This window comes from Streptomyces sp. NPDC004266, assembly GCF_042874095.1.
In the GTDB taxonomy this organism is placed as follows: Bacteria; Actinomycetota; Actinomycetes; order Streptomycetales; family Streptomycetaceae; genus Streptomyces.
Genome location: NZ_JBIAMM010000007.1, coordinates 1 through 19,555, shown reverse-complemented (window position 1 = coordinate 19,555; position 19,555 = coordinate 1). Strand labels below are relative to the sequence as shown.

At 73.8% G+C, this 19,555-nt stretch carries 19 protein-coding genes; 14 read left to right on the top strand and 5 right to left on the bottom strand.

Annotation, left to right across the window (positions count from 1 at the left end; all coding sequences use genetic code 11):
- Nucleotides 1-37 precede the first annotated feature (37 nt).
- Together ACFYUZ_RS18200 and ACFYUZ_RS18195 are read right to left on the bottom strand one after the other, a co-directional pair.
- Nucleotides 38-808 carry a class I SAM-dependent methyltransferase gene (locus tag ACFYUZ_RS18200; RefSeq protein ID WP_389310346.1) on the bottom strand — a complete coding sequence of 257 codons (771 nt, stop codon included), beginning with the start codon at nt 806-808 and terminating at the stop codon, nt 38-40.
- On the bottom strand, nt 805-2,031 hold the full coding sequence (locus ACFYUZ_RS18195) for a cytochrome P450 (protein WP_389310344.1): 1,227 nt from the start codon (nt 2,029-2,031) through the stop codon (nt 805-807). Before ACFYUZ_RS18195 ends, ACFYUZ_RS18200 begins: the two co-directional genes overlap by 4 nt.
- A 237-nt stretch (nt 2,032-2,268) precedes the next feature.
- Between ACFYUZ_RS18195 and ACFYUZ_RS18190 the strand changes: the two genes are divergently transcribed.
- Nucleotides 2,269-3,459 carry a cytochrome P450 gene (locus ACFYUZ_RS18190; RefSeq protein WP_389310342.1) on the top strand — a complete coding sequence of 397 codons (1,191 nt, stop codon included), beginning with the start codon at nt 2,269-2,271 and terminating at the stop codon, nt 3,457-3,459.
- Nucleotides 3,460-3,582: 123 nt separating this feature from the next.
- On the opposite strand, the gene ACFYUZ_RS18185 is transcribed toward ACFYUZ_RS18190, so the two are convergent.
- Nucleotides 3,583-4,560: an acetylxylan esterase gene (locus tag ACFYUZ_RS18185; RefSeq protein WP_389310340.1), complete on the bottom strand. Its 978-nt coding sequence runs from the start codon at nt 4,558-4,560 to the stop codon at nt 3,583-3,585.
- A gap of 238 nt (nt 4,561-4,798) precedes the next feature.
- Here ACFYUZ_RS18185 and ACFYUZ_RS18180 point away from each other — a divergent pair, with 238 nt between their 5' ends.
- Nucleotides 4,799-5,080, top strand: coding sequence for a hypothetical protein (locus ACFYUZ_RS18180; protein ID WP_389310339.1), 282 nt, complete (start codon nt 4,799-4,801; stop codon nt 5,078-5,080).
- Between the two features lie 50 nt (nt 5,081-5,130).
- Here the strand turns inward: ACFYUZ_RS18180 and ACFYUZ_RS18175 are convergent, their stop codons facing one another.
- Complete coding sequence (locus tag ACFYUZ_RS18175; RefSeq protein ID WP_389310337.1) at nt 5,131-7,404, bottom strand: catalase; 2,274 nt, start codon at nt 7,402-7,404, stop codon at nt 5,131-5,133.
- Between the two features lie 248 nt (nt 7,405-7,652).
- On the opposite strand from ACFYUZ_RS18175, the gene ACFYUZ_RS18170 reads away from it, so the two are divergent.
- From ACFYUZ_RS18170 to ACFYUZ_RS18130, 9 genes are all read left to right on the top strand, one after another.
- Entirely contained in the window at nt 7,653-7,904 is a 252-nt protein-coding gene (locus tag ACFYUZ_RS18170; protein ID WP_389310335.1) for a DUF6098 family protein, read from the top strand.
- A 495-nt stretch (nt 7,905-8,399) separates the two neighbouring features.
- Nucleotides 8,400-8,840: a VOC family protein gene (locus ACFYUZ_RS18165; protein WP_389310334.1), complete on the top strand. Its 441-nt coding sequence runs from the start codon at nt 8,400-8,402 to the stop codon at nt 8,838-8,840.
- Between the two features lie 164 nt (nt 8,841-9,004).
- A complete protein-coding gene (locus tag ACFYUZ_RS18160) occupies nt 9,005-9,415 on the top strand; it encodes a hypothetical protein (protein WP_389310993.1) in 411 nt (136 codons plus the stop codon).
- Between the two features lie 150 nt (nt 9,416-9,565).
- On the top strand, nt 9,566-10,321 hold the full coding sequence (locus ACFYUZ_RS18155) for a phosphodiesterase (protein ID WP_389310332.1): 756 nt from the start codon (nt 9,566-9,568) through the stop codon (nt 10,319-10,321).
- 412 nt (nt 10,322-10,733) lie between these two features.
- A complete protein-coding gene (gene ligD, locus ACFYUZ_RS18150; RefSeq protein ID WP_389310330.1) occupies nt 10,734-11,636 on the top strand; it encodes a non-homologous end-joining DNA ligase in 903 nt (300 codons plus the stop codon).
- Between the two features lie 943 nt (nt 11,637-12,579).
- Nucleotides 12,580-13,479, top strand: coding sequence for a universal stress protein (locus ACFYUZ_RS18145; protein ID WP_389310328.1), 900 nt, complete (start codon nt 12,580-12,582; stop codon nt 13,477-13,479).
- Nucleotides 13,479-14,204, top strand: coding sequence for a helix-turn-helix domain-containing protein (locus ACFYUZ_RS18140; protein ID WP_389310326.1), 726 nt, complete (start codon nt 13,479-13,481; stop codon nt 14,202-14,204). The genes ACFYUZ_RS18145 and ACFYUZ_RS18140 overlap by 1 nt, the downstream gene beginning before the upstream one ends.
- A 503-nt stretch (nt 14,205-14,707) precedes the next feature.
- Nucleotides 14,708-14,866 (top strand): Hsp20 family protein, encoded by a 159-nt coding sequence (locus tag ACFYUZ_RS18135; RefSeq protein ID WP_389310324.1) that lies wholly within the window; start codon nt 14,708-14,710, stop codon nt 14,864-14,866.
- Nucleotides 14,867-14,995: 129 nt separating this feature from the next.
- Entirely contained in the window at nt 14,996-15,589 is a 594-nt protein-coding gene (locus ACFYUZ_RS18130; protein WP_389310322.1) for a hypothetical protein, read from the top strand.
- A 79-nt stretch (nt 15,590-15,668) separates the two neighbouring features.
- Here ACFYUZ_RS18130 and ACFYUZ_RS18125 read toward each other — a convergent pair whose 3' ends face one another.
- A complete protein-coding gene (locus tag ACFYUZ_RS18125) occupies nt 15,669-15,872 on the bottom strand; it encodes a hypothetical protein (RefSeq protein ID WP_389310321.1) in 204 nt (67 codons plus the stop codon).
- Between the two features lie 173 nt (nt 15,873-16,045).
- On the opposite strand from ACFYUZ_RS18125, the gene ACFYUZ_RS18120 reads away from it, so the two are divergent.
- The 3 genes from ACFYUZ_RS18120 to ACFYUZ_RS18110 all read left to right on the top strand — a co-directional run.
- Nucleotides 16,046-17,125, top strand: a complete 1,080-nt coding sequence (locus ACFYUZ_RS18120; RefSeq protein WP_389310319.1) for a zinc-dependent alcohol dehydrogenase family protein — start codon at nt 16,046-16,048, stop codon at nt 17,123-17,125.
- Complete coding sequence (locus ACFYUZ_RS18115; RefSeq protein WP_389310318.1) at nt 17,125-17,898, top strand: HAD family hydrolase; 774 nt, start codon at nt 17,125-17,127, stop codon at nt 17,896-17,898. Before ACFYUZ_RS18120 ends, ACFYUZ_RS18115 begins: the two co-directional genes overlap by 1 nt.
- The coding region (locus ACFYUZ_RS18110) for a glycoside hydrolase family 65 protein (protein WP_389310316.1) at nt 17,895-19,555 on the top strand (1,661 nt) is incomplete at its 3' end. The genes ACFYUZ_RS18115 and ACFYUZ_RS18110, both read left to right, overlap by 4 nt.

The following is a 19,555-nucleotide window of genomic DNA, read 5'->3' as shown; positions in this document are numbered from 1 at the left end:
GCCGTCCCGGCGGGACGACTGCCCGCAACGGGCCCCGTCAGGCCCGCCGGCGGAAGACCAGGACGACGTCCGCCGCCTCCCGGACCCGGGGGACGTCCGGGTCCGGCAGGGCGAGCAGCCGGGACCTGGTCCCGTCGACCAGGCGGCCGGCCTCCCCGCCCACCGCCCAGGCGCCGGTGAACAGACCGCGCGTCAGCGACTCGGCCATCGCCCGCGGCGACACCCGGAAGGATGTGGGACGTTCCGACGCCGTCCCCTCGTAGACGAGGCCGTGCGCCGCGCCGATCGGGGCCAGCCACTCCGGGCCGTCGCGGCGGCTGCCCTCCGGGTCGAGCCGGTCCTCCAGCTCCCCGACGAGGACGCCGATGTCGTCCGTCGGGCGCGTCCCGCCCGCCGGGATCACCAGATAGCGGCCGCCCGGCCGCAGCACCCGCGCGACCTCGGCCAGGACGGCCCGGTTGTCCGGGCCCGCGTGCAGCAGCCAGGTCGAGACCGCCTGGTCCACCGAGCCGCTCCGCACGGGCAGCCGGCAGGCGTCGCCCACCGCCACCCGTGCGCCGAGCCGGGCCTTCGCCCGGGCGAGCATTCCGGAGGAGAGGTCGACGCCGTGCACGGTGTGTCCGCGCGCCGTCAGTTCGGCCGCCACGATGCCCGTCCCGACGCCGATGTCGAGCACCGGACGCGCCGGGTCGAGCAGCGGCGCCAGCTGCTCCGCGAAACCGGCGGCACGCGCCGTACCGCCGCGCGACTCGTCGTATCCCGGGGCGATCTCGTCGAACTCCGCCGCCTTCACCGTCCCGCCCCTCACGCCTGAGGGGTGAAGGTCACGGGCAGCGTCGCCATGCCGCGCAGGATGCCCTCGCGCCGGCTCAGGTCCGCGTCCGGGTCGGCGAGCCGCAGGTCGGGGAAGCGCCGCAGCAGGGTGCCGATGGCGATCCTGGCCTCGGCGCGGGCCAGCGGGGCTCCCAGGCAGAAATGCACACCATGGCCGAAAGCGAGCTGTTGCGGCACCTCGCGACGGGCCACGTCGAGGATGTCGGGACGGTCGTAGCGCGCGGGGTCGCGGTTGGCCGCGGCGAGGCCGATGATGATCATCTCGCCGGGCGGGACGGTGACGCCGCCGATCTCGTACGCGTCGACCGTGAAGCGCGCGACGCCCCGGCTCACCGGCCCCTCGTAGCGAAGGAGTTCCTCGATCGCCCCGGGCAGCAGCGAGGGGTCGTCGCGCAGCGCGGCGAACTGCTCCGGGTGGCGCAGGAGGGCGTGGACGCCGTTCGCGATGAGGCTCGCCGTGGTCTCGTGGCCGGCGAGCGTGAGCAGGATGGCCATGGCCGTCAGCTCGCGGTCGCTGATCTTCTCCTCGGCCTGCGCGGCACAGAGCGCGCTCAGCAGGTCGTCCTTCGGGTCCGCCTTGCGAGCGGCGATCAACGGCTCGAAGAACTCGGTGAGTTCGGCGCGCGCCCGTGCCCCCTTGGCGAGCCGCTCCGGGGTGTTGGGCGGCATGATCAGACCGACCGCGAGACGGGCGAAGTCCGGTTGTCCCTCGGCCGGGATGCCGATGAGCTCGCTGAGCACGGCCATCGGCAGCGGGAGCGCGAACTCGGAGACCAGGTCGGCGGATCCGCGCTTCGCGATCGCGTCGAGGAAGGCGTCGGTGTGCGCCTGGACGCGGGGCGCGAGGGCCTCCACGCGGCGGAAGGTGAAGGCCTTGGAGACGAGGTTGCGCAGCCGGGTGTGGTCCTCGCCGTCGGCCACGAGCATGCTCGACATCAGGACGTTGGTGCGCTCCTGATGGGCCATCTCCTCCTCGAGGCCGTTGACCCCGACGGGACTGCTGCTGAGCCGGGGGTCGGTGAGGGCGGCCACGGCCTCGTCGTAGCCGGTGACCATCCAGACTTCAAGAGTGGGATTCAGCCGGACGCGCTGGACGACTCCGTGCTCACGGATGCGTTCGAAGAGCGGGTAGGGGTTGGGCTGTTGAGCAACGTTTACCGGGACATCGTGGACGATTGTCTGGTCTTGACCGGTCATCTTCCGTAACTCCCCGAAGCTTTGTGAAAGATCTGTGGCAGGTAGTCATACCAGCCACCCCAGTTGCGTGGTAGCGTCACCGGCGCTCGGCTCGGATGATGTTCGAAGAAGCACCGACCAACCGTCGGTGAAGCACCAGCGAGGCGTTCCACCCACCGGTGATCCGGCGTCTCGTGCGATCGACTCGGTCAGCAGCCAAGGCCTCAACCAGGCCCGACGCGCAGGGGGGGACGTTTCGTGGAGCAAGCGGCAGCCGTGGACCCGATCCTGGATCTGGCCCGCCCGTCGAACCTGCGGAACCCCTACCCGGCCTATGCCCGCATGCGGGAGACCACGCCGGTCTTCTGGCACGAACTGCTCGGCTCCTGGGTCCTGACCCGTCATGCCGACTGCCTCGCGGTGCTCACCGACAGCAACCGTTTCGCCTCCGACTGGCGGCGTGCGGGCGAGGACATCCCCGCACCGCTGCTGAGCGTCCAGACCCTCGACCCGCCGGAGCACACCGCCATCCGGCACCTGCTGCTCGACGGCTTCCGCGCCCAGGACCGCCGGGCCCTCCACGACGGTCTGGATCTCCAGATCGCGGACCTGCTCGCCGAGCTGGCCGGACGGCCCTCCTTCGACTTCGTCGGAGAGCTCGCCGAACCGGTCGCCCTCCGCTTCGTGACCGCCTTCCTCGGTGTCCCCGCGCCCGAACTCGACTGGTTCGTGCCCATGTCCCGTACCGTCGTCGACGGCATGGACGCCGGGCTGTGGCCCGAGAAGCACGAGCCCGCCGTCGCGGCCCGGGCCCGACTCGCGGAGTACGCCGGCGGATGGCTCGCGGACCCGCCCAAGGAGGGGCTCATCGCCCACGTGGCCGAGCACGCAGCGGACAGCGGCGTGGCAGAAACGGTTCTGCGGAACAGTCTGCGGGCCGTCCTCCACGCGGGCTACGAATCCGCCTCACGGCTCCTCGGCAACGCCGCGGCCGCCCTCCTCACCACCCCCGGCGCGCTCGACGCGTTCCGGGCGAGCCCGGCCCCGGCCGTGGACGAACTCATCCGGTACGACGCACCGGTCCAGGCGGACGCCCGGGTCTGCGTCACCGACACCGAACTGGGTGGCGTCACCATCAAGGCGGGTGATCCGGTCACGCTCTTCCTGGGCGCGGCCAACCACGACCCGCTGCGGTTCGACCACCCCACAGAGCTGCGACTCGACCGCGCCCCGAACCCGCACCTCGGGTTCGGACGCGGGGCCCATGCCTGTCTGGGCGCGTCCATGGCGATCCGGCTCGCCGGATCGGTCCTCGGGGCCCTGGCCAGGGACCACCCGGACGCACGGGCCGTCGCGGAACCGGACCACCGGCGCAATCTGACCCTCCGCGGTCTCGACCGCTTCGAGGTCACACTGCGTCCACGAGCGGGGGAGGAGGTTCGACCATGAAGTACTGGCACTGAAACCCACGAGCGTGACGCCCGTCCGGGAGGCGGGCGGCACGCCGGTGCACGGCTCACGTGCACCCGCCGGAGCCCCGGCCCGCTGCGCGGCCGGGGCTCCGGCCCTTCGTCAGGCCCCCGGGCGCAGCTTCCCGGGAAGCCAGCCCAGCTGGGCGGCCTGCTGGAACGCCCCGCCGCCCTCGTGGTCGTTGAAGTCGTACACCTCGATCGCCTTCTCCTCCGCGGCGTACGCGTTGAAGGCCGCGAACACCGTCGACGGCGGGCAGGTCAGGTCCTCCAGCGCCGTCGAGAACAGGGCCGGAGCCGTGGCGCGGGCCGCGAAGTGGACCCCGTCGAAGTAGGCCAGCGTCTCCCCGACCCGTTCCACCCGGCCGCGATGCGTCCTGAGGTAGTTGCCGATCTCGCGGTACGGCATGTGGTCCGTGATCGTCGTCGCGCGCGGGAAATCGCACAGGAACGGCACGTCCGGCGCCACCGCCACCAGGTCCCGCACCAGCCCCGCCACGGCCAGCGTGATGCCGCCGCCCTGGCTGACGCCCGTCACGGCCGTACGGCCCGCGTCCACCAGCGGATGCGAGCGGGCCGCCTCCACGGCGCGCACGGCGTCCGTGAAGAGCCGACGGTAGTAGTAGGAGTGCGGGTCCTCGACGCCCCGCGTCATGAAGCCCGGGAACGAGGGCGCGCTGCCCGTCGGGTCCGGGGTGTCGCCGGCGGCCCACCCACTGCCCTGTCCGCGCGTGTCCATCACGACGTGCGCGAACCCGGCCGAGGCCCAGAGCAGATGGGTGTGCGGAAGGCCCCGGCCGCCGCCGTACCCGAGGAACTCCACCACGACGGGCAGCGGTTCGGCCGTTCCGGCCGGCAGGACGAACCATCCCCTGACCGGGTGTCCGCCGAACCCGGCGAAGGTCACGTCGAAGACCTCCACCGTCGCGAGCCCGGTCGCCACGGGCTCGAAGCGCGCGTCCAGCTCGTGCGCGCGTGCCTCGTCGAGGGTCTTCGCCCAGAAGGCGTCGAAGTCCTCGGGCTCCACGGAGGTGCTCCGGTACGTGCGGAGCCGGTCGAGGGGCAGGTCGAACTGGGTCATGGGAACCGCCTGGTGAATGGGGGCCTCGTCCGAAATCCCGGCCGGTCGCCCCGGCCTTCCTCACCCTAGGCCGTACCCCCGCCGATTCCCATGCGTCGACTCGGGGAGCCTGCCCCGGCAGACACTCCGCGCGGTGAACGCCACGTGAACGCCGCGACGCCACCAGTCGTGACATCCTCTGACGAACCGCCCACACCACGTCAGACCTGTGGGCCCTCGTCCTGCGCGGAGGGACACCTTGCTCATCAGCCACGCCGTACGTCACGACGCCCTGCACGTGACGCTCCACCGCGACCTGGACGTCACCAACCGTGCCGCGGCGGCCCTCCGGATCGAGGCCCTCGTCCAGGAGCACCGGCCCGCCCGGGTCGTCATCGTGGTCCCGTCCGCCGACCCCAGCCCCGCCACCTTCAGCGCCCTCGCCCGCGCCCACCGCATGTGCGCCGGCCTCGGCGTCCCCCTCGCCCTCAGCGGCGCGAACGACCGCACCCGCCGCCTCCTGGGGGCCGACGGCGCCTGAGACGACGGCCGCGCGCCCGCCGCCCGTCCGCGGGAGGCGCGCGGCGGCGTTCAGACGGTCGCGGGGAACCTGTCCCAGGCGCGGTGCCCGGCGAGGGCGCGCGTGAGCTGCTTCAGGGCCGCGGCGGCGGTGTCGGCGAAGGCGATGCCCGGCCCGTCCTCCTGGAGACCGGCCGCTCCGAGGACGCGGGAGGAGTCGTTCCAGCCGCCGATGGCCTTGCCGTGGCGGTACGCCTCCGTCAGCAGCAACAGGACCCGGGGGTCGGGGCCGTCGGGGTCGGCCGCTCCGGCCTTCGCGTCGCGGGCGCCGTGGGCGTCGGCCGCCGCCCGGGGCACTCCGGCGAAGAGCAGGGCGTCGAACTCGACCGAGCGCGCGGTGGCGAAGGTGCGCTGCACGGTGACGGGGTTCCTCGACCCCAGGGCGCCGCCCGTCGGGCCGATCACGAGCGGGACCATTCCCGCGGCGAGGATCGTCTTCCTGACGGCCCGTACGCCCTTCAGGTTGGCGTCGGCGTCGGCCACGATGCCGATGACCCTCCCGTCCACCGGCCAGGTGCGGCCGATCTGGGACAGGGCGGGGCTCGGCTCGACGTCCGCGAGCGGTGCGCCGGCGGCCGGGGCGGGGAGTCCGAGGCCGGCGGCGACCCCCTCGCAGAGCTGCGGGTCGATGCGGGCGAGGACCTTCAGCGTCCGCTCCTTGACCGCCTGTTCGTAGCACTTGCCCAGTTCGAAGGTGTAGGCGGCGATGATGTGCTCGCGCTCGGCCGGCGTCATGCTCAGCCAGAACATCCGGGGCTGGGAGAAGTGGTCGGCGAACGAGGCGGGGGCCTCGCGGACCTTCCGCGCGGCGGGCACCTCGACGGGGGCCTCGATGAAGGCCCCGTCCTCCGCCCCGGCCAGGAACGGGCAGCCGCCGTCGAGGGAGTTGGGCCGGTAGGGCGCCACCCCTGCGTGCACCGCCGTCTGGTGCATCCCGTCGCGGAACATGTCGTTGACCGGGGCGTGGGGGCGGTTGATCGGCAGCTGCGCGAAGTTGGGGCCGCCGAGCCTGCTGATCTGGGTGTCCAGGTAGGAGAACAGGCGCGCGGCGAGCAGCGGGTCGTCGGTGACGTCGATGCCGGGCACGAGGTGCCCGGGATGGAAGGCGACCTGCTCGGTCTCGGCGAAGAAGTTGGTCGGGTTGGCGTTGAGGGTCATCAGTCCGATGGGCCGCACCGGCGCGAGTTCCTCGGGCACGATCTTGGTGGGGTCGAGCAGGTCGATCCCCTCGAAGGTCTGCTCCGGGGTGTCGGGGAAGACCTGCACGCCGAGCTCCCACTGGGGGAACGCGCCCGCCTCGATCGCGTCGGCCAGGTCGCGGCGGTGGAAGTCGGGGTCCATGCCGTTGGTGAGCTGCGCTTCCTCCCAGACCAGGGAGTGGACGCCGAGCTTCGGCTTCCAGTGGAACTTCACCAGGCAGGTCGCGCCCTCGGCGTCGGTCAGGCGGAAGGTGTGGACGCCGAAGCCCTCCATCATCCGGAAGGATCGGGGGATGCCCCGGTCGGACATGTTCCACAGGGTGTGGTGGGTGGCCTCGGTGTGGAGGGAGACGAAGTCCCAGAAGGTGTCGTGGGCGCTCTGCGCCTGGGGGATCTCACGGTCCGGGTGCGGCTTCGCGGCGTGGACGACGTCGGGGAACTTGATGCCGTCCTGGATGAAGAAGACCGGGATGTTGTTGCCGACCAGGTCGAACGTGCCCTCTTCGGTGTAGAACTTCGTCGCGAAACCACGCGTGTCACGGACGGTGTCCGCGGAGCCCCGTGACCCGAGGACGGTCGAGAAGCGTACGAAGACGGGCGTCTCGACGTCCTTCGCCAGGAAGGCGGCCTTGGAGATCTTCGCGGCCGTGCCGTAGCCCCGGAAGACCCCGTGCGCCGCGGCCCCCCGCGCGTGGACCACCCTCTCGGGAATGCGCTCGTGGTCGAAATGGGTGATCTTCTCCCGCAGGTGGTGGTCCTGAAGCAGCACCGGGCCCCGCTCACCCGCCTTGAGGGAGTGGTCGCTGTCGTAGAGCCGGTTGCCCTGGGCGGTCGTCAGATAGGCGCCGCCCTGCGCCACCGCCGCCCGGGGCGCGCCCGTGGGCTGTCCCGTCGGGCTGAAGGTGTCGGGACCGGTCTGGTCGGGGGCGGGCGGCAGGGGCTCCCGGGGCCGGGTCGGCTCGGTCACCGTCGGCGGCTCGGGCGTCGGCCGGCCGGGCACCGGGCGCGACTCGTCCCGCTCCCGGGGCCTGCCCCCGGCCGTCGTGGACTTCTGGGCCGCGCTCTTGCTCGCGTTCTTCCGGGCCATGACCGATCTCTCCTCCTGAGGGGGTTCCGTGGCCCGCGAGTTCCTCGGCCGCCCCACCGGCCGACGTCCCTCGAGCCCCGTGCCACCCTCTCGTCTCGAATGTCATCCGGCATCCCGAGTACCCCCGCTTTGCCCAGGAACTCGTCTGAACAGGCGTTCTTGAGGCATACGGTCGGGTAGGGGCCGTATGTGGACCGTTCGAACGCCTTACGTCTCCCCGGCATCGACTCGCTGGACGCGGAGCCCTGGTGGGGCGAGCGCCCCTGCACACATGGGCCGCGCGCCGCCTCTACGACCACTCCCCCCTTCCCCGGGTCAAGGACCCCAGGCTGCGGCCCTGGCTCCTGCGTGGACGCGAGGCCGGGCGCGGGCCCGACAGCGAGCCCCTGGTCACGGAGGGGGAGCCGCTGGGCTGGATCAGTGATCGCGTCATCGAGGAAGCCGCGTCCGAGGTCGAGCGCCAGCCGAACGGCTGGGGACCTCTCGACCGCCACGCCTGATCCGTACGTCGCGACGCGAGTGCACACCTGGTTCTGAAGTTCACACTTCACAACCAAGTGGGAGAGGGCCAGGCGCGGTGCTGCGGAAGAACGCGCGGCCACCGGGGAAGGACGACGACGCTGCTGAGGATCGGCTGCCTGCTGCCTGCTGCCGAAGCGCGACCGGACCGAGCAGGAGGGGTCCGCCCCGGGGCGCCTCGTCGCGCAGCCCCGCCGGGCCGGGCGGCTCGGATACGACTCCGTGCGGGCGGGTGACAGCCCCGCCATCAGGTCGCGCGCGGATCTCCTGCCGCTGTCCGCCGTCGCCCGGGCCGTCGACTGGACGGGCGGGACGGTGTCCTGGTCGGCCACAGCCATGCGGGCCCGGCCGTCCGGGAGGCGGTCGTCGCGGCGCCGGAACTCGGCCCGTTCACGGGTGTCGAGAAGGGGCCACCGGCTCCGTCCTCGGTATACCGGTGGCTTCGAAGGACCGCGCAACGCAGAGGGAGAGCCGTCATGACGCTTCAGCGGATCGACAACGTCGGCATCGTCGTCGAAGACCTGGACGCCGCCGTCGCCTTCTTCACCGAACTGGGCATGGAGGTCGAAGGAAAGGCGCGGATCGAGGGCCTTTTCGCGGATCAGGCCGTCGGACTCGACGGGGTCCGCAGCGACATGGCGATGCTGCGGACCCCGGACGGCCACGCCAAGCTGGAGCTCGCGCAGTACCGTACCCCCGCGGCGATCGGCGACGGACCGCACGACGCGCCGCCGAACACGGTGGGCCTGCACCGGGTCATGTTCGCCGTCGACGACATCGACGACACCATCGCCCGCCTGCGCCCCCACGGCGCCGAACTGCTCGGCGAGGTGGCGCAGTACAAGGACGTCTACCGCCTCTGCTACCTCCGCGGCCCCTCGGGCATCATCCTCGCCCTGGCCGAACAGATCGGCTGACGGCACTTCACGATAGACCCCGGCCCCCTGGCCGTGGCCGGTCTCGTCGTCGCATTCCGGCCCCTTCCGCGGGGAGGCTTCCCCGCGGTGGCCGGATCACCGGCCGATCTGTCCACGCCCCACCGCCGATGGGCGGGAACGGGCATAGGGTGACGGGCGTGGACATGCGAACGGTCATCGAGGACCTGGTAGAAGAAGCCGAACGACAGATCCGCGACCAGACGTGGGTCCCGGCACCCGCCGACCGCACCGTCGCCGCGAAGGCCGCCGCCGACCTGCACGCCGCCGTCGGCGCCCCGCAGTCCCAGCAGGCCCTGTCCGCGGTCGACCGACTGGCGTGCCTGCGGGAGGCGCTCGCCGATCTGGCCATCGCCCTCGCCCACGTCCACGGACGCCTGGCCTGGTTCCTCGGCGCGGCCGTCACCGCGCTCGCGCCGGTCCTGCACTGGCGCGCCCTGCCCGCCGAGGACGGCCCCACCTTCGGCGCCGTCCTCCCGACCCCCCAGCAGTACGCGGAGGCCGAAGACGCGATCCGCCGGCTCCAGGGCACCCTCGCCGACATCACCACCACCTGACGTCACCCCGCTCGGCCGCGCACGAACGCGGCCGCGGACGGGTCGACGGGACGGAGGCGGGTAGGCGGCGTGCATACGGAGAAACCGGAACCGGTCCTTCCCGTCGGGCCGCATCCGTACCCCAGCCCTCCGACCGGACCGGAGGTCCCTGTGAACCGTCTCGATGCGATCGTCTACCGTCTCGCGCGGGCCACCGCCCGCCGCCGGGGTTCCCGGCCCGCTCTGCACCCGCGGGGAGTGGTGCTCACAGGGCGTCTCACGGTCCCGGGCCCCCCGCCCCCCTGGGGCGTGCCCTGGCTCGACCGCCCGGGCTCCTACCGGGTCACGGCGCGGTGGTCCCGGGCCGCGGGGCTGCCGTATCCGCTGCCCGACGGACTGGGACTCGCGCTGCGGGTGGAGGACGCCGAGGGGCCGGGTCGCCCCCTGGAACTGTTGCTGACCACCTGCGGCCGCAGCCGGCCGGCCCGGCACGTGCCCGTGCTCCGGCTGTCCGCCACCGCCGGCCCGTACAGCACCCTGCTGGGCTACGCCGTCGGCGACCGGCACGGCGTGGTGGCGGCTTTCCCGATGCCCGGTACGCCGGGGGTGCCCGCGCACCCCGGGGCGGTGGCGGCCGCCGTCGCCGTCAGGCCCCTGCGCTTCGTCCTGGGTTTCGCCGCCGATCGTCGTTGGGAGCCGATGGCACGGCTCACCCTGCTCGGCGAGGAACAGGCCGTGGCAGGCGAGGCCTTCGACCCGTACCGCACACCGCTCACGGCCTTCCGGCCCTCCGGACGCCTGCGCGGCCTCCGGGTCGCCGCCTACGCGGGATCACGAGAGGGCCGGGCCGGCCGCCGGCCCGGCCCGATCGGCACCCGGGACCATGGCCCGGACCGGGATGCCGGCGGTGAGCCCGGTGCTCGGTGAGCCCCCACACCGCGGCGCCCGGACCGCCCGTCCGATCGACGTCCTCTTCCGCTTCCGCGCCGGCCTCCTGCGCGTACGTCCGGCCGCGTTCGGACAGCAGCCCGGACGGGATGGTGTCGGCGCTCCTCGCGCCCGCGTGCCTCGCGTTCGTGTGCCCGGTCGGGGCTGCCGCCCCGCGTCATCGCCGTCACGCGAGCGTGTCGGAGCCCGACCGGCGGGGTAGCCGCGGGGCTGGAGAGGGGGCGACGATGCCCGGACCGGACGCTTCGACGGAGCACCGACGGGAGCGGGACTTCCCCACGACCCGCGAGCCCGGGGAAAGGGCGGTGCCCACCGAGGACCACCCTCTGGAGTACCGCGACGTGGACGACGACACGCGGCCCACCGACGTCATCCGTGAGCGAGGCACGCCATGACCACCGCCGACATCCGCGTGAGCGGCCGGACCGTCGAGATCAAGCGGGCCGAGAAGGAGCTCTTCCCCGACGACGGCATCACCAAGGCCGACCTCGCCGCCTACTACCGCCGGGTCGGTCCGCGCATCCTGCCGCACCTGCGCGGACGTCCGTTGATGCTCGAGCGCCACCCCGACGGCATCGACGGCGGCCGCTTCATGCAGAAGGACACCCCCGACCACTTCCCGGATTGGATCCACCGCTGGGAACTGCCCAAGGCGGACGGCTCCGTCACCTACCCGGTCTGCGACGACGTGGCCACCCTGCTCTACCTGGCCGGCCAGGCCTGCATCACCCCGCACCGATGGTTGTCCAGGGCGGACCGGCCCGACCACCCGGACCGGCTGGTCTTCGACCTCGACCCGTCCGGCGAGGACTTCGAACCGGTCAGACAGGCCGCCGCCCTGCTGCACGAGGTGCTCGACGAGCTCGGTCTGCCCGCGGTCCTGATGACCACCGGCTCCCGAGGCCTGCACGTCCTGGTCCCGCTGGACCGTCGGGCCGGTTTCGACACCGTGCGCGCGTTCGCCCGCGACGTGGCCGAGCTGCTCGCCGACCGGCATCCGGAGCGGTTCACCACCGCGGCGCGCAAGCAGGCCCGCAAGGGGCGGCTCTACCTCGACGTCCAGCGCAACGCCTATGGCCAGACCGCCGTCACCCCCTACGCCGTCCGCGCCCTGCCCGGCGCCCCGGTCGCCGCTCCGCTGAGCTGGAGCGAACTGGACGACCCCGGCCTCACCGCACGGCGCTGGACGCTCGCCACCGTCGACGAACGCCTGAAGGCCGAGGACCCCTGGAAACAGGAGCCGCGCCGCGGTCGCTCCGTGGAAGCGGCCCGTGGACGGCTGGAGAAGCTCTGACACGTGCTCGAACCGCGCCCGGACGACGGGGGCGAGCGCCGGGCGGGAATGAAGAGCCGGCCCCCGGGCAGGCGGACGGAGAAGGTGACCTCCTGAGTCGAGGTGAACATGGAAAGCGACGCACAGACCGGACCCCCGACACGTCCGGCTCCACCGGAGCCGGGACCCGTACCCCCGACGCGCCCCCTCCCGCCCGCTCCGTCGGCGCCCCGCCCGGGCCCCGGCCCCGCCCCGACGCCCCCACCGGCTCCCGAGCCCGGCTCTCGGCCGTCAGGAGCAGGCATGGGTACGCCGCCCGACGACCCGGTCCCCCCGAGCCCGACGCCGACGCCGGGCCCCGGTCCGGGCCCTCAGCCGGGCCCTCTTCCCGGACCGGTGCCGGGACCCGGCGGCCCGGACCCGGTGCCGCCGGCACCTCCGCAGCCGGAACCGGATCCCCGGCCCGGGGGTCCTCGCCCGGAACCGGGACCGCGCCCAGGCCCCCTGCCAGGCCCCGTCCCCGCTCCGGAACCTGTCATCCGACCGGTCTGACCGGTCTGACCGGTCTGACCGTGCGGCTCGGTCCGCTCGGGACCGCGGTCCCCGTTTCCCCGGCCTGGAATCGCGCACCGGGACCAGTCCAGCTCGCCCGCGCTCCGCGTTGGTCGAGGATCACGCGGTAGAGCCTTGCCCGGACCCGGCTCCACCGGGTGGGTGAGAAGAAGCCCCCGAGGCCTCCCGCCGCCCCGACCACCCCGGTCACCGGGCCACCCCGGTCACCGGGCCGACCCGTTCCGCACCCCGGGCCCTGTGGCTGCGGGGTGTCGCCGCCGGGCGGCGGGCGACGAGGGCCGGAAGGGGCACGTCGGGCCCCGGAGGGACCGACCGGCCCTACCCGGCTCCTCCAGCCCGGTGAGAGCGTGGTGGCAGGCCGCCCCACGACGTGGAAAGGCGGGTGGACACGATGGAATCACCTCTGGTGACGGGAGTCGACGGGTCCGACGCCAGTCTCACGGCCCTGGATTGGGCAGTCGACGAAGCGGTACGGCACGGGCTTCCCCTGCGGATCGTCCACGCCTCGCTGTGGGAACGGTACGAAGGGGCTGTGCCGGCCTGGGCCACGGACCGGCCGTCGGGCCAGGTCCTCGCGGAGGGCATCGTCGGCACCGCGGCCGAACGCGCCCGGCGCCGCGCCCCCGACCTCCCCCTCACCACGGCGGTCCTGGCCGAGGACGCGTCCACCGCGCTGCTCAGGGAGGGGCAGGAGGGAGCGGTCCTCGTCGTCGGGTCCCACGGGCGCGGCGGGTTCGCCGGCCTTCTGCTCGGCTCCGTCGGCCTCGTCGTGGCCGCCCGGGCCCCCTGTCCGGTCGTCGTCGTCCGGGGGGACCGGCACGCCCTGGAGGCACGCCACGGACGCGTGCTGCTCGGCGTCGGAGAACACGACGTCGACTCGCCCGCCGTGCGTTTCGCCTTCCGCGAGGCGGCGGCCCGGGACGCGGAGCTCGACGTCGTCCGCGCCTGGCGGCGACCGGCGCACGGACCGGCCGACCACCTGCTGATGAGGCGCGCCGGGGGAGCCTCCTTCGCGGAAGACTCCTCCGAACCGCTCGACGAGGCCCTGGAGGCCGCGGCGTCCGACCATCCCCGGGTCCGCCTGCGCAGGAGCTCGGTCGAGGGCCCCGCCCACAGGGTGCTGACCGAGCGCTCCGCCGCCGCCGACCTGCTGGTCGTGGGGGCCAGGCGCCGGGACGGGCTCGTCGGCCTGGAACTCGGCCGGGTCGCCCACCGCGCCCTGCACCACGCCGCGTGCCCGGTCGCCGTCGTACCCCAGGGGCGTTCCGAGAGCACGGAAGGAGAGCCGTGATGAACACAGCCGGCGACCGGCGCGCCCCGCACGCCACGAGCGACCTGGGCCGTCGCGTCGCGGCCAGGCGCGCGCGACTCGGCCTGTCCCGGGAGGAGGTGGCCGTACGGGCCGGCTCCACGCCCGGCTACATCGCCTACGTGGAGGAGCGGGTTCCCGCTCCGGGGATCGAATTCCTGGTCCGGCTCGCGAACGCCCTGGAGACCACCGTCCAGGACCTCACCGGATCCACGGCGGACCTCGCGCCGGGGAGATCCCGTGCCGGGTACCGGGCACGGATGGAGGAGATCGACGAGACGGAGTGCTGGGAGCTGCTCGACGGCCACGGCGTCGGCCGGGTCGCCGTCGAAGGAGGGGACGGGCTCATGGTGGTCCTCGTGAACTACCAGGTCGTCGACGGGGAGATCGTCCTCATGACCGCCGCGGACTCGGCCCTCGCGCGCAGCGCGGCGTCCGGCGCGGAGGTCGCCTTCGAGGAGGACCGCCTGGACGAGGCGTTCAGCCAGGGCTGGAGCGTGCTCCTCGTCGGTCCGGTACGCACGGTGTCGGACGAGGCCTCGGTACGGAGGATCAGGGACGCCGTCCCCTCGGAGCCGTGGGCCGGGGGCGGGCGGCACACCGTGGTGAGGCTCTCGCCGCGCCGGGTGACCGGCCGCCGCGTCCGGGTGCCGGGCGCGCCCGGCACGCCGCCCGGACCCGCAGGCCAAGGGCCGTCCCGTCGGTGATCCCCGAGAGCCGGCCGCGCATGCGGCCGTCGAGGCCGTTCTCGTCCGGACCGCCGACGAGGCCGTACGAGGAGGACCGGCGCTCCGTCTGGTCGGCGTGATCGGCGAGGCGGACCCCGCCGGGCGCCCGCCGGAGGAACGGGCGGGCCACTTCGTCGAGGAGAGCTGCCGCCGGCGGCACCGGAGTCGTGGCGCCATGGGCCGGTCGGTCCGGGCGCGGCCCGTTCGGCCCCGTCGGACGGCCCCCTTGGAAGCTGCGCCACGTGGCCCCTCGGGCGGACGATGGGACCACGGGGCCGGGCCGGGCCCCGGAGCGAGGAGCAGAGCAATGGCCGGAGGCAAGGTGGAACGCAGGCACAGCCTCTTCCCCGACTCCCACGACGGGTTCGACCGGGAGTTCCCGGGGCTGCCCGGTGGGCGCCCCGCGACGGCCGCTCGCTCCCTCCCCGTAGAGGTGTCCAGCGGCCCCTGCGGGTACGTGCCACGGATCGTTCCGCCGGACCGTGCGTCTCCCGGCCACGATCCCGGACGACGACGTCGAGGCGCCGTACACGGACGGCATCCTCACCCTCCGTGTCCCGATGTCCGAGGAGGAGACCGGCACCGCACGCACCGTCCCAGTGAAGCGGGGCGGTACCCCGTCCGAAGGCGCCCCGTCGTGAAGCCCGAGCACGTCCTGGTCGCCTGCGGCAGCGGGCACGGCGCGACCGGGGGGATCGCCGGCGAGATCGGTGGGACCCCCTGCGTCACGCACGGGAACGGCAAGGCGTGACTCCACCCGGAGGTGCGACATGGACCACCACAAGAGGTCGGACCCGCGACTCACGCCGCCCGGGCGGGGAGCGGGCGAGCGCGCCGCACTGATTCTCGTGCTGATGATCTCCCTGATCTGCGGGGCCGTCGCCGCCGGGGCGCTGTGGAGCACCGCAGCCGAGGCCGACCGCGAACTCGCCGCCCACCGCCACCAGGTGCGGGCGACCACCACCGGCCCCGCCGAGGAACCGCCCGTCGCCGCCCGGTACGGATCGACACCGCGGGCGGTCGCGCCCGCGGTGTGGGAACAGCCTCAGAACGTCCGTCGATCCGGCACCGTCCACGTCCCTCCCCGGACGCCCCCGGGCCGCACGGTGACGATCTGGGTGGACGACGCCGGCACCCCCGCCCGTCCCCCGGGCAGCACCGCAGACCGCGCGCTGACCTCGCTTTCGGGCGGGAGCGTCGCCGCGGCCTCCGCCGGAGGGATCGGGGCCGGCGCTCTCCTCCTCGTACGACGGCGGACCGAAGCCCGTCGGCTCGCGGTCTGGGAACAGGAGTGGGAACAGGTCGAACCCGTGTGGTCCGGTCGGCTCCGCCGGGGGAGTGCTCCGGGGACCGAAGACGACTGACCGCGTCCCCACCGCTCCATGGCGGCGACGATCTCCTTGAACTCCGCGCCGGACCGGACGGCGACGGCCTTCTTGGTCCTCACGTCGGCGCCGGCCCGGACCGTTCCCGGTTGCGGCGCCGCAGGGCTGCGAAACCCTGGAAGAGACCGCAGTCGAGGAGGAGCCGTGCATGGTCGTTCTCGACCAGGAACTTGCTTCCGGTGGCCGTTCCCACGCCGCCCAGGGAACCGAGCGGTGCGGGGCGCGGGGCGGCGGGAGCGGCCTTCGGGGCGGCCTCGGACATGGTCGGCCCTCCTTCGGGGCGGACCGGTCTCCCCCTTCGTCTCCGGACCGGCCCGGTCCCGAGGGTCCGGGCGGGCCCGTTCCGGGGCCGATCGGCTCATGCGCCGGCGGAGGGCTCCGCGGAACCTGGGGGCGAGGACCGCAGCGACGCGCGACAGGAAGCAGGTGGGCGCCATGAAGGCAGCCGTCTTCCAGGGGCCGGGCCGGATCGCCTGGCAGGACGTACCCGATCCGGGTGTCGAGGACCCCGCCGACGTGATCGTCCGGGTCGACGTCGTCACCATCTGCGGCACGGACCTGCACATCCTCAAGGGGGACGTGCCGGAGGTGACGCCCGGCCGGATCCTCGGACACGAGGCGGTGGGCACCGTGGTCGAGACGGGAGGCGACGTCCGCACGGTACGGCCCGGGGACCGCGTCCTGATCTCCTGCATCTCCGCCTGCGGCAGGTGCCGGTTCTGTCGTGAGGGCCGCTACGGACAGTGCCGCGGCGGAGGAGGCTGGATCCTCGGCCACCTCATCGACGGCACACAGGCCGAGTACGTCCGCGTGCCCTTCGCCGACCTGTCCGTCCATCCGCTGCCGGAGTCGATCGAAGGCTCCGACGCGGTCCTGCTCGCCGACATCTTCCCCACGTCCTACGAGGTCGGGGTCCTGAACGGTGCCGTGCGCCCCGCCGACACGGTGGTCGTCGTCGGAGCGGGCCCCATCGGTCTCGCCGCCGTCGTCACCGCCGGCTTCTACAGTCCGGGCCGGATCGTCGCCGTCGACCTGGCCGAGTCGCGGCTGGTCGCCGCCCGTGCCCTCGGCGCGGACGCCACCGTGAACGCGGACGAAGGCCCGGAACAGCTGGTCGCGGATCTCACCGAGGGCCTCGGTGCCGATGTCGTCATGGAGGCCGTCGGCGTTCCGGAGGCGTTCGAGATGTGCACCCGGATGGTCCGCCCCGGCGGCAGGGTCGCCAACATCGGAGTCCACGGCAAGCCGGCGGCGCTCCACCTCGAAGACCTGTGGATCAAGGACGTCACGATCACCACCGGCCTCGTGGACACCTCGTCCACCCCCATGCTGCTGCGCATGATGGCCGCCGGGAGGCTGCCGTCGGCGCAGCTGATCACCCACCGGTTCGAGCTGGGGGAGATGGAGGAGGCGTACGAGGTCTTCGGCAGGGCGGCCGAGACCGGCGCCGTCAAGGTCGCGCTGGGCGGCCCGCAGCACACGGTCGTGAGCGTCCCCGACGCGCCGGTGGCCTGATGAACGGCCGGGGCCCGGGCTCTCGGCCGCCGGCCGGCGTCGTCCTCGACACCGACGGCGTCCTGCTCGACTCCGCCGTCGTGCACGCGGCGGCGTGGAAGGCCGCGTTCGACTCCTGCCTCGACCGACTGGCGCCCGACAGCGGGACGCAGCTCCCTTTCGACACGGACACCGAGTACCGCCGGCTCGTCGACGGCAGGTCCCGGTACGACGGCGCCGCGGCCTTCCTCACCGCCCGCGGCCTTCGCCTCCCACCGGGAGAGCCCCGTGACGCGCCAGGCTGCGGCACGGTCTGGGCCGTCGCCGCGCTCAAGGAACAGGAGTTCGTCGCTCTCCTCCGTACGGAAGGCGTCACGGCCTTCGCCGACGCCCGGCCGGCCCTCGCGGCCCTGCGCACGGCGGGAGTGCCGTGCGCCGCGGTGTCCGCGTCCCGGCACGCCCGGGCCCTGATCCGTGCCGCGGGACTCGACGGTCTCCTCGCGGTGATCGTGGACGGCGAGGACGCCGCCCGGCTCGGCCTCGCCGGCAAGCCGGATCCCGCGCTCTTCCTACGGGCGGCGGGCCTCCTCGGCAGCCGTCCGCGGGGGACGGCGGTCGTCGAGGACGCGCTCGCCGGAGTCGAGGCGGCGCGTCGCGGCGGGTTCGGTCTCGTCGTCGGAGTCGACCGCACGCCGCTGCGGCGCGCTGCCGCCCGTCTGCGGGAGAAGGGCGCCGACCTGGTGGTTCCCGACCTCATGACGCTGATCCGGAGCGTATGGGGCGAGCGCCGATGACCACCGGCTGGACATGGAGTCACGACCGGTACGAGCCGGAACGCGAGCCGCTGGTCGAAGCGCTCTGCACCCTCGGCAACGGCCGGTTCGCCACCCGGGGCTCCGCTCCCGAGTGCCCCGCCGGAGGCCCGCACTACCCGGGGACCTACCTGGCCGGCTGCTACGACCGGCTCACCTCGGTCGTCGCGGGCGAGCGGGTCGAGAACGAGGACCTCGTCAACCTCCCGAACTGGACGCTCCTGCGCTACCGCTGCCTGCCGGACGACGGACCGGCCGGCGACTGGCTGACGCCCGACGCCGGGGAGCTGCGCCATCACGACGTCCGGCTCGACCTGCGCGCCGGCGTGCTCACCCGGCACCTGTTCTTCGAGGACGCCCGCGGACGGGGCCTGCGCGTCAGCCACGTCCGCGTCGTGCACATGGGGGACCCCGGGCTCGCGGCCCAGCGGACCCTGTTCCGCGCCTACGGCTGGAGCGGTTCCGTCGAGGTGCGGTCCGTCCTCGACGGCGCCGTCACCAACGCCGGGGTGGAGCGCTACCGGCACCTCGACGGACGTCATCTCGGGGACCACCGGACCGGATTCGAGCCCGGCGGCGTCGCCTGGCTCTCCTGCCGTACCGTCGATCCGGGCATCGGGGTCGCCATGGCCGTGCGCACGGTCACCCGCCCCGCGCGGCCCGCACGGGAGGCGGCCACCAGGACCGGCACCGTGCAGACGTACCACCTGCCGGTCGGCCCCGGCCGTTCGGCGACGGTCGTGAAGACCCTGGCACTGCACACCTCGATGGACTGGCCCGCCGCCGACCCGCTCCCGGCGGCCGTCGACGCGATCGCTCGTGCTCCTTCCTTCCCCCGGCTGCTCTCCGGCCACAAGGCGGCGTGGCGGCGCGTCTGGGAACAGGGAGAGTTGCACGTGCCGGGCGAGGCGGGCCGCATCCTGCGGCTGCACGTGTTCCACCTGCTGCAGACGCTCTCCCCGCACACGGCGGACCTCGACGTGGGCGTGCCCGCACGCGGACTGCACGGCGAGGCCTACCGGGGGCACGTCTTCTGGGACGAGCTCTTCGTCCTGCCCTACCTCGACCTCCATTTTCCCGAGGTGGCCCGGGCGCTGCTCATGTACCGGCACCGCCGGCTCCCGGCCGCCCGCGAGGCCGCCCGCCTCGCGGGCCGTCAGGGAGCCATGTACCCCTGGCAGAGCGCGAGTTCGGGACGGGAGGAGACCCAGGTCCTGCACCTCAACCCGCGTTCGGGCCGCTGGCTGGCCGACCACTCGCGGCTCCAGCGCCACGTGGGCTCCGCCATCGCCTTCAACGTCTGGCGGTATGCGCAGGCCACCGGCGACCTCGGATTCCTGCACTCCGCCGGGGCGGAGATCCTCCTCGAGATCGCCCGTCACTGGGCCGGGGCGGCCGTCTTCGACCCGGCGCTCGGCCGCTACCGCATCCGTGGGGTCGTCGGTCCCGACGAATACCACGACGCCTATCCCGACGCCTCGACGCCCGGCATCGACGACAACGCCTACACCAACGCCACCGCCGCGTGGGTGCTCGCGCGCGGACTCGACCTGCTCGGCGACCTGCCCGAGGCCCGCCGCTCGGAACTCTCGGAGCAACTGTCGCTGGACGCAGGCGAACTCGACCGCTGGGAGGACGT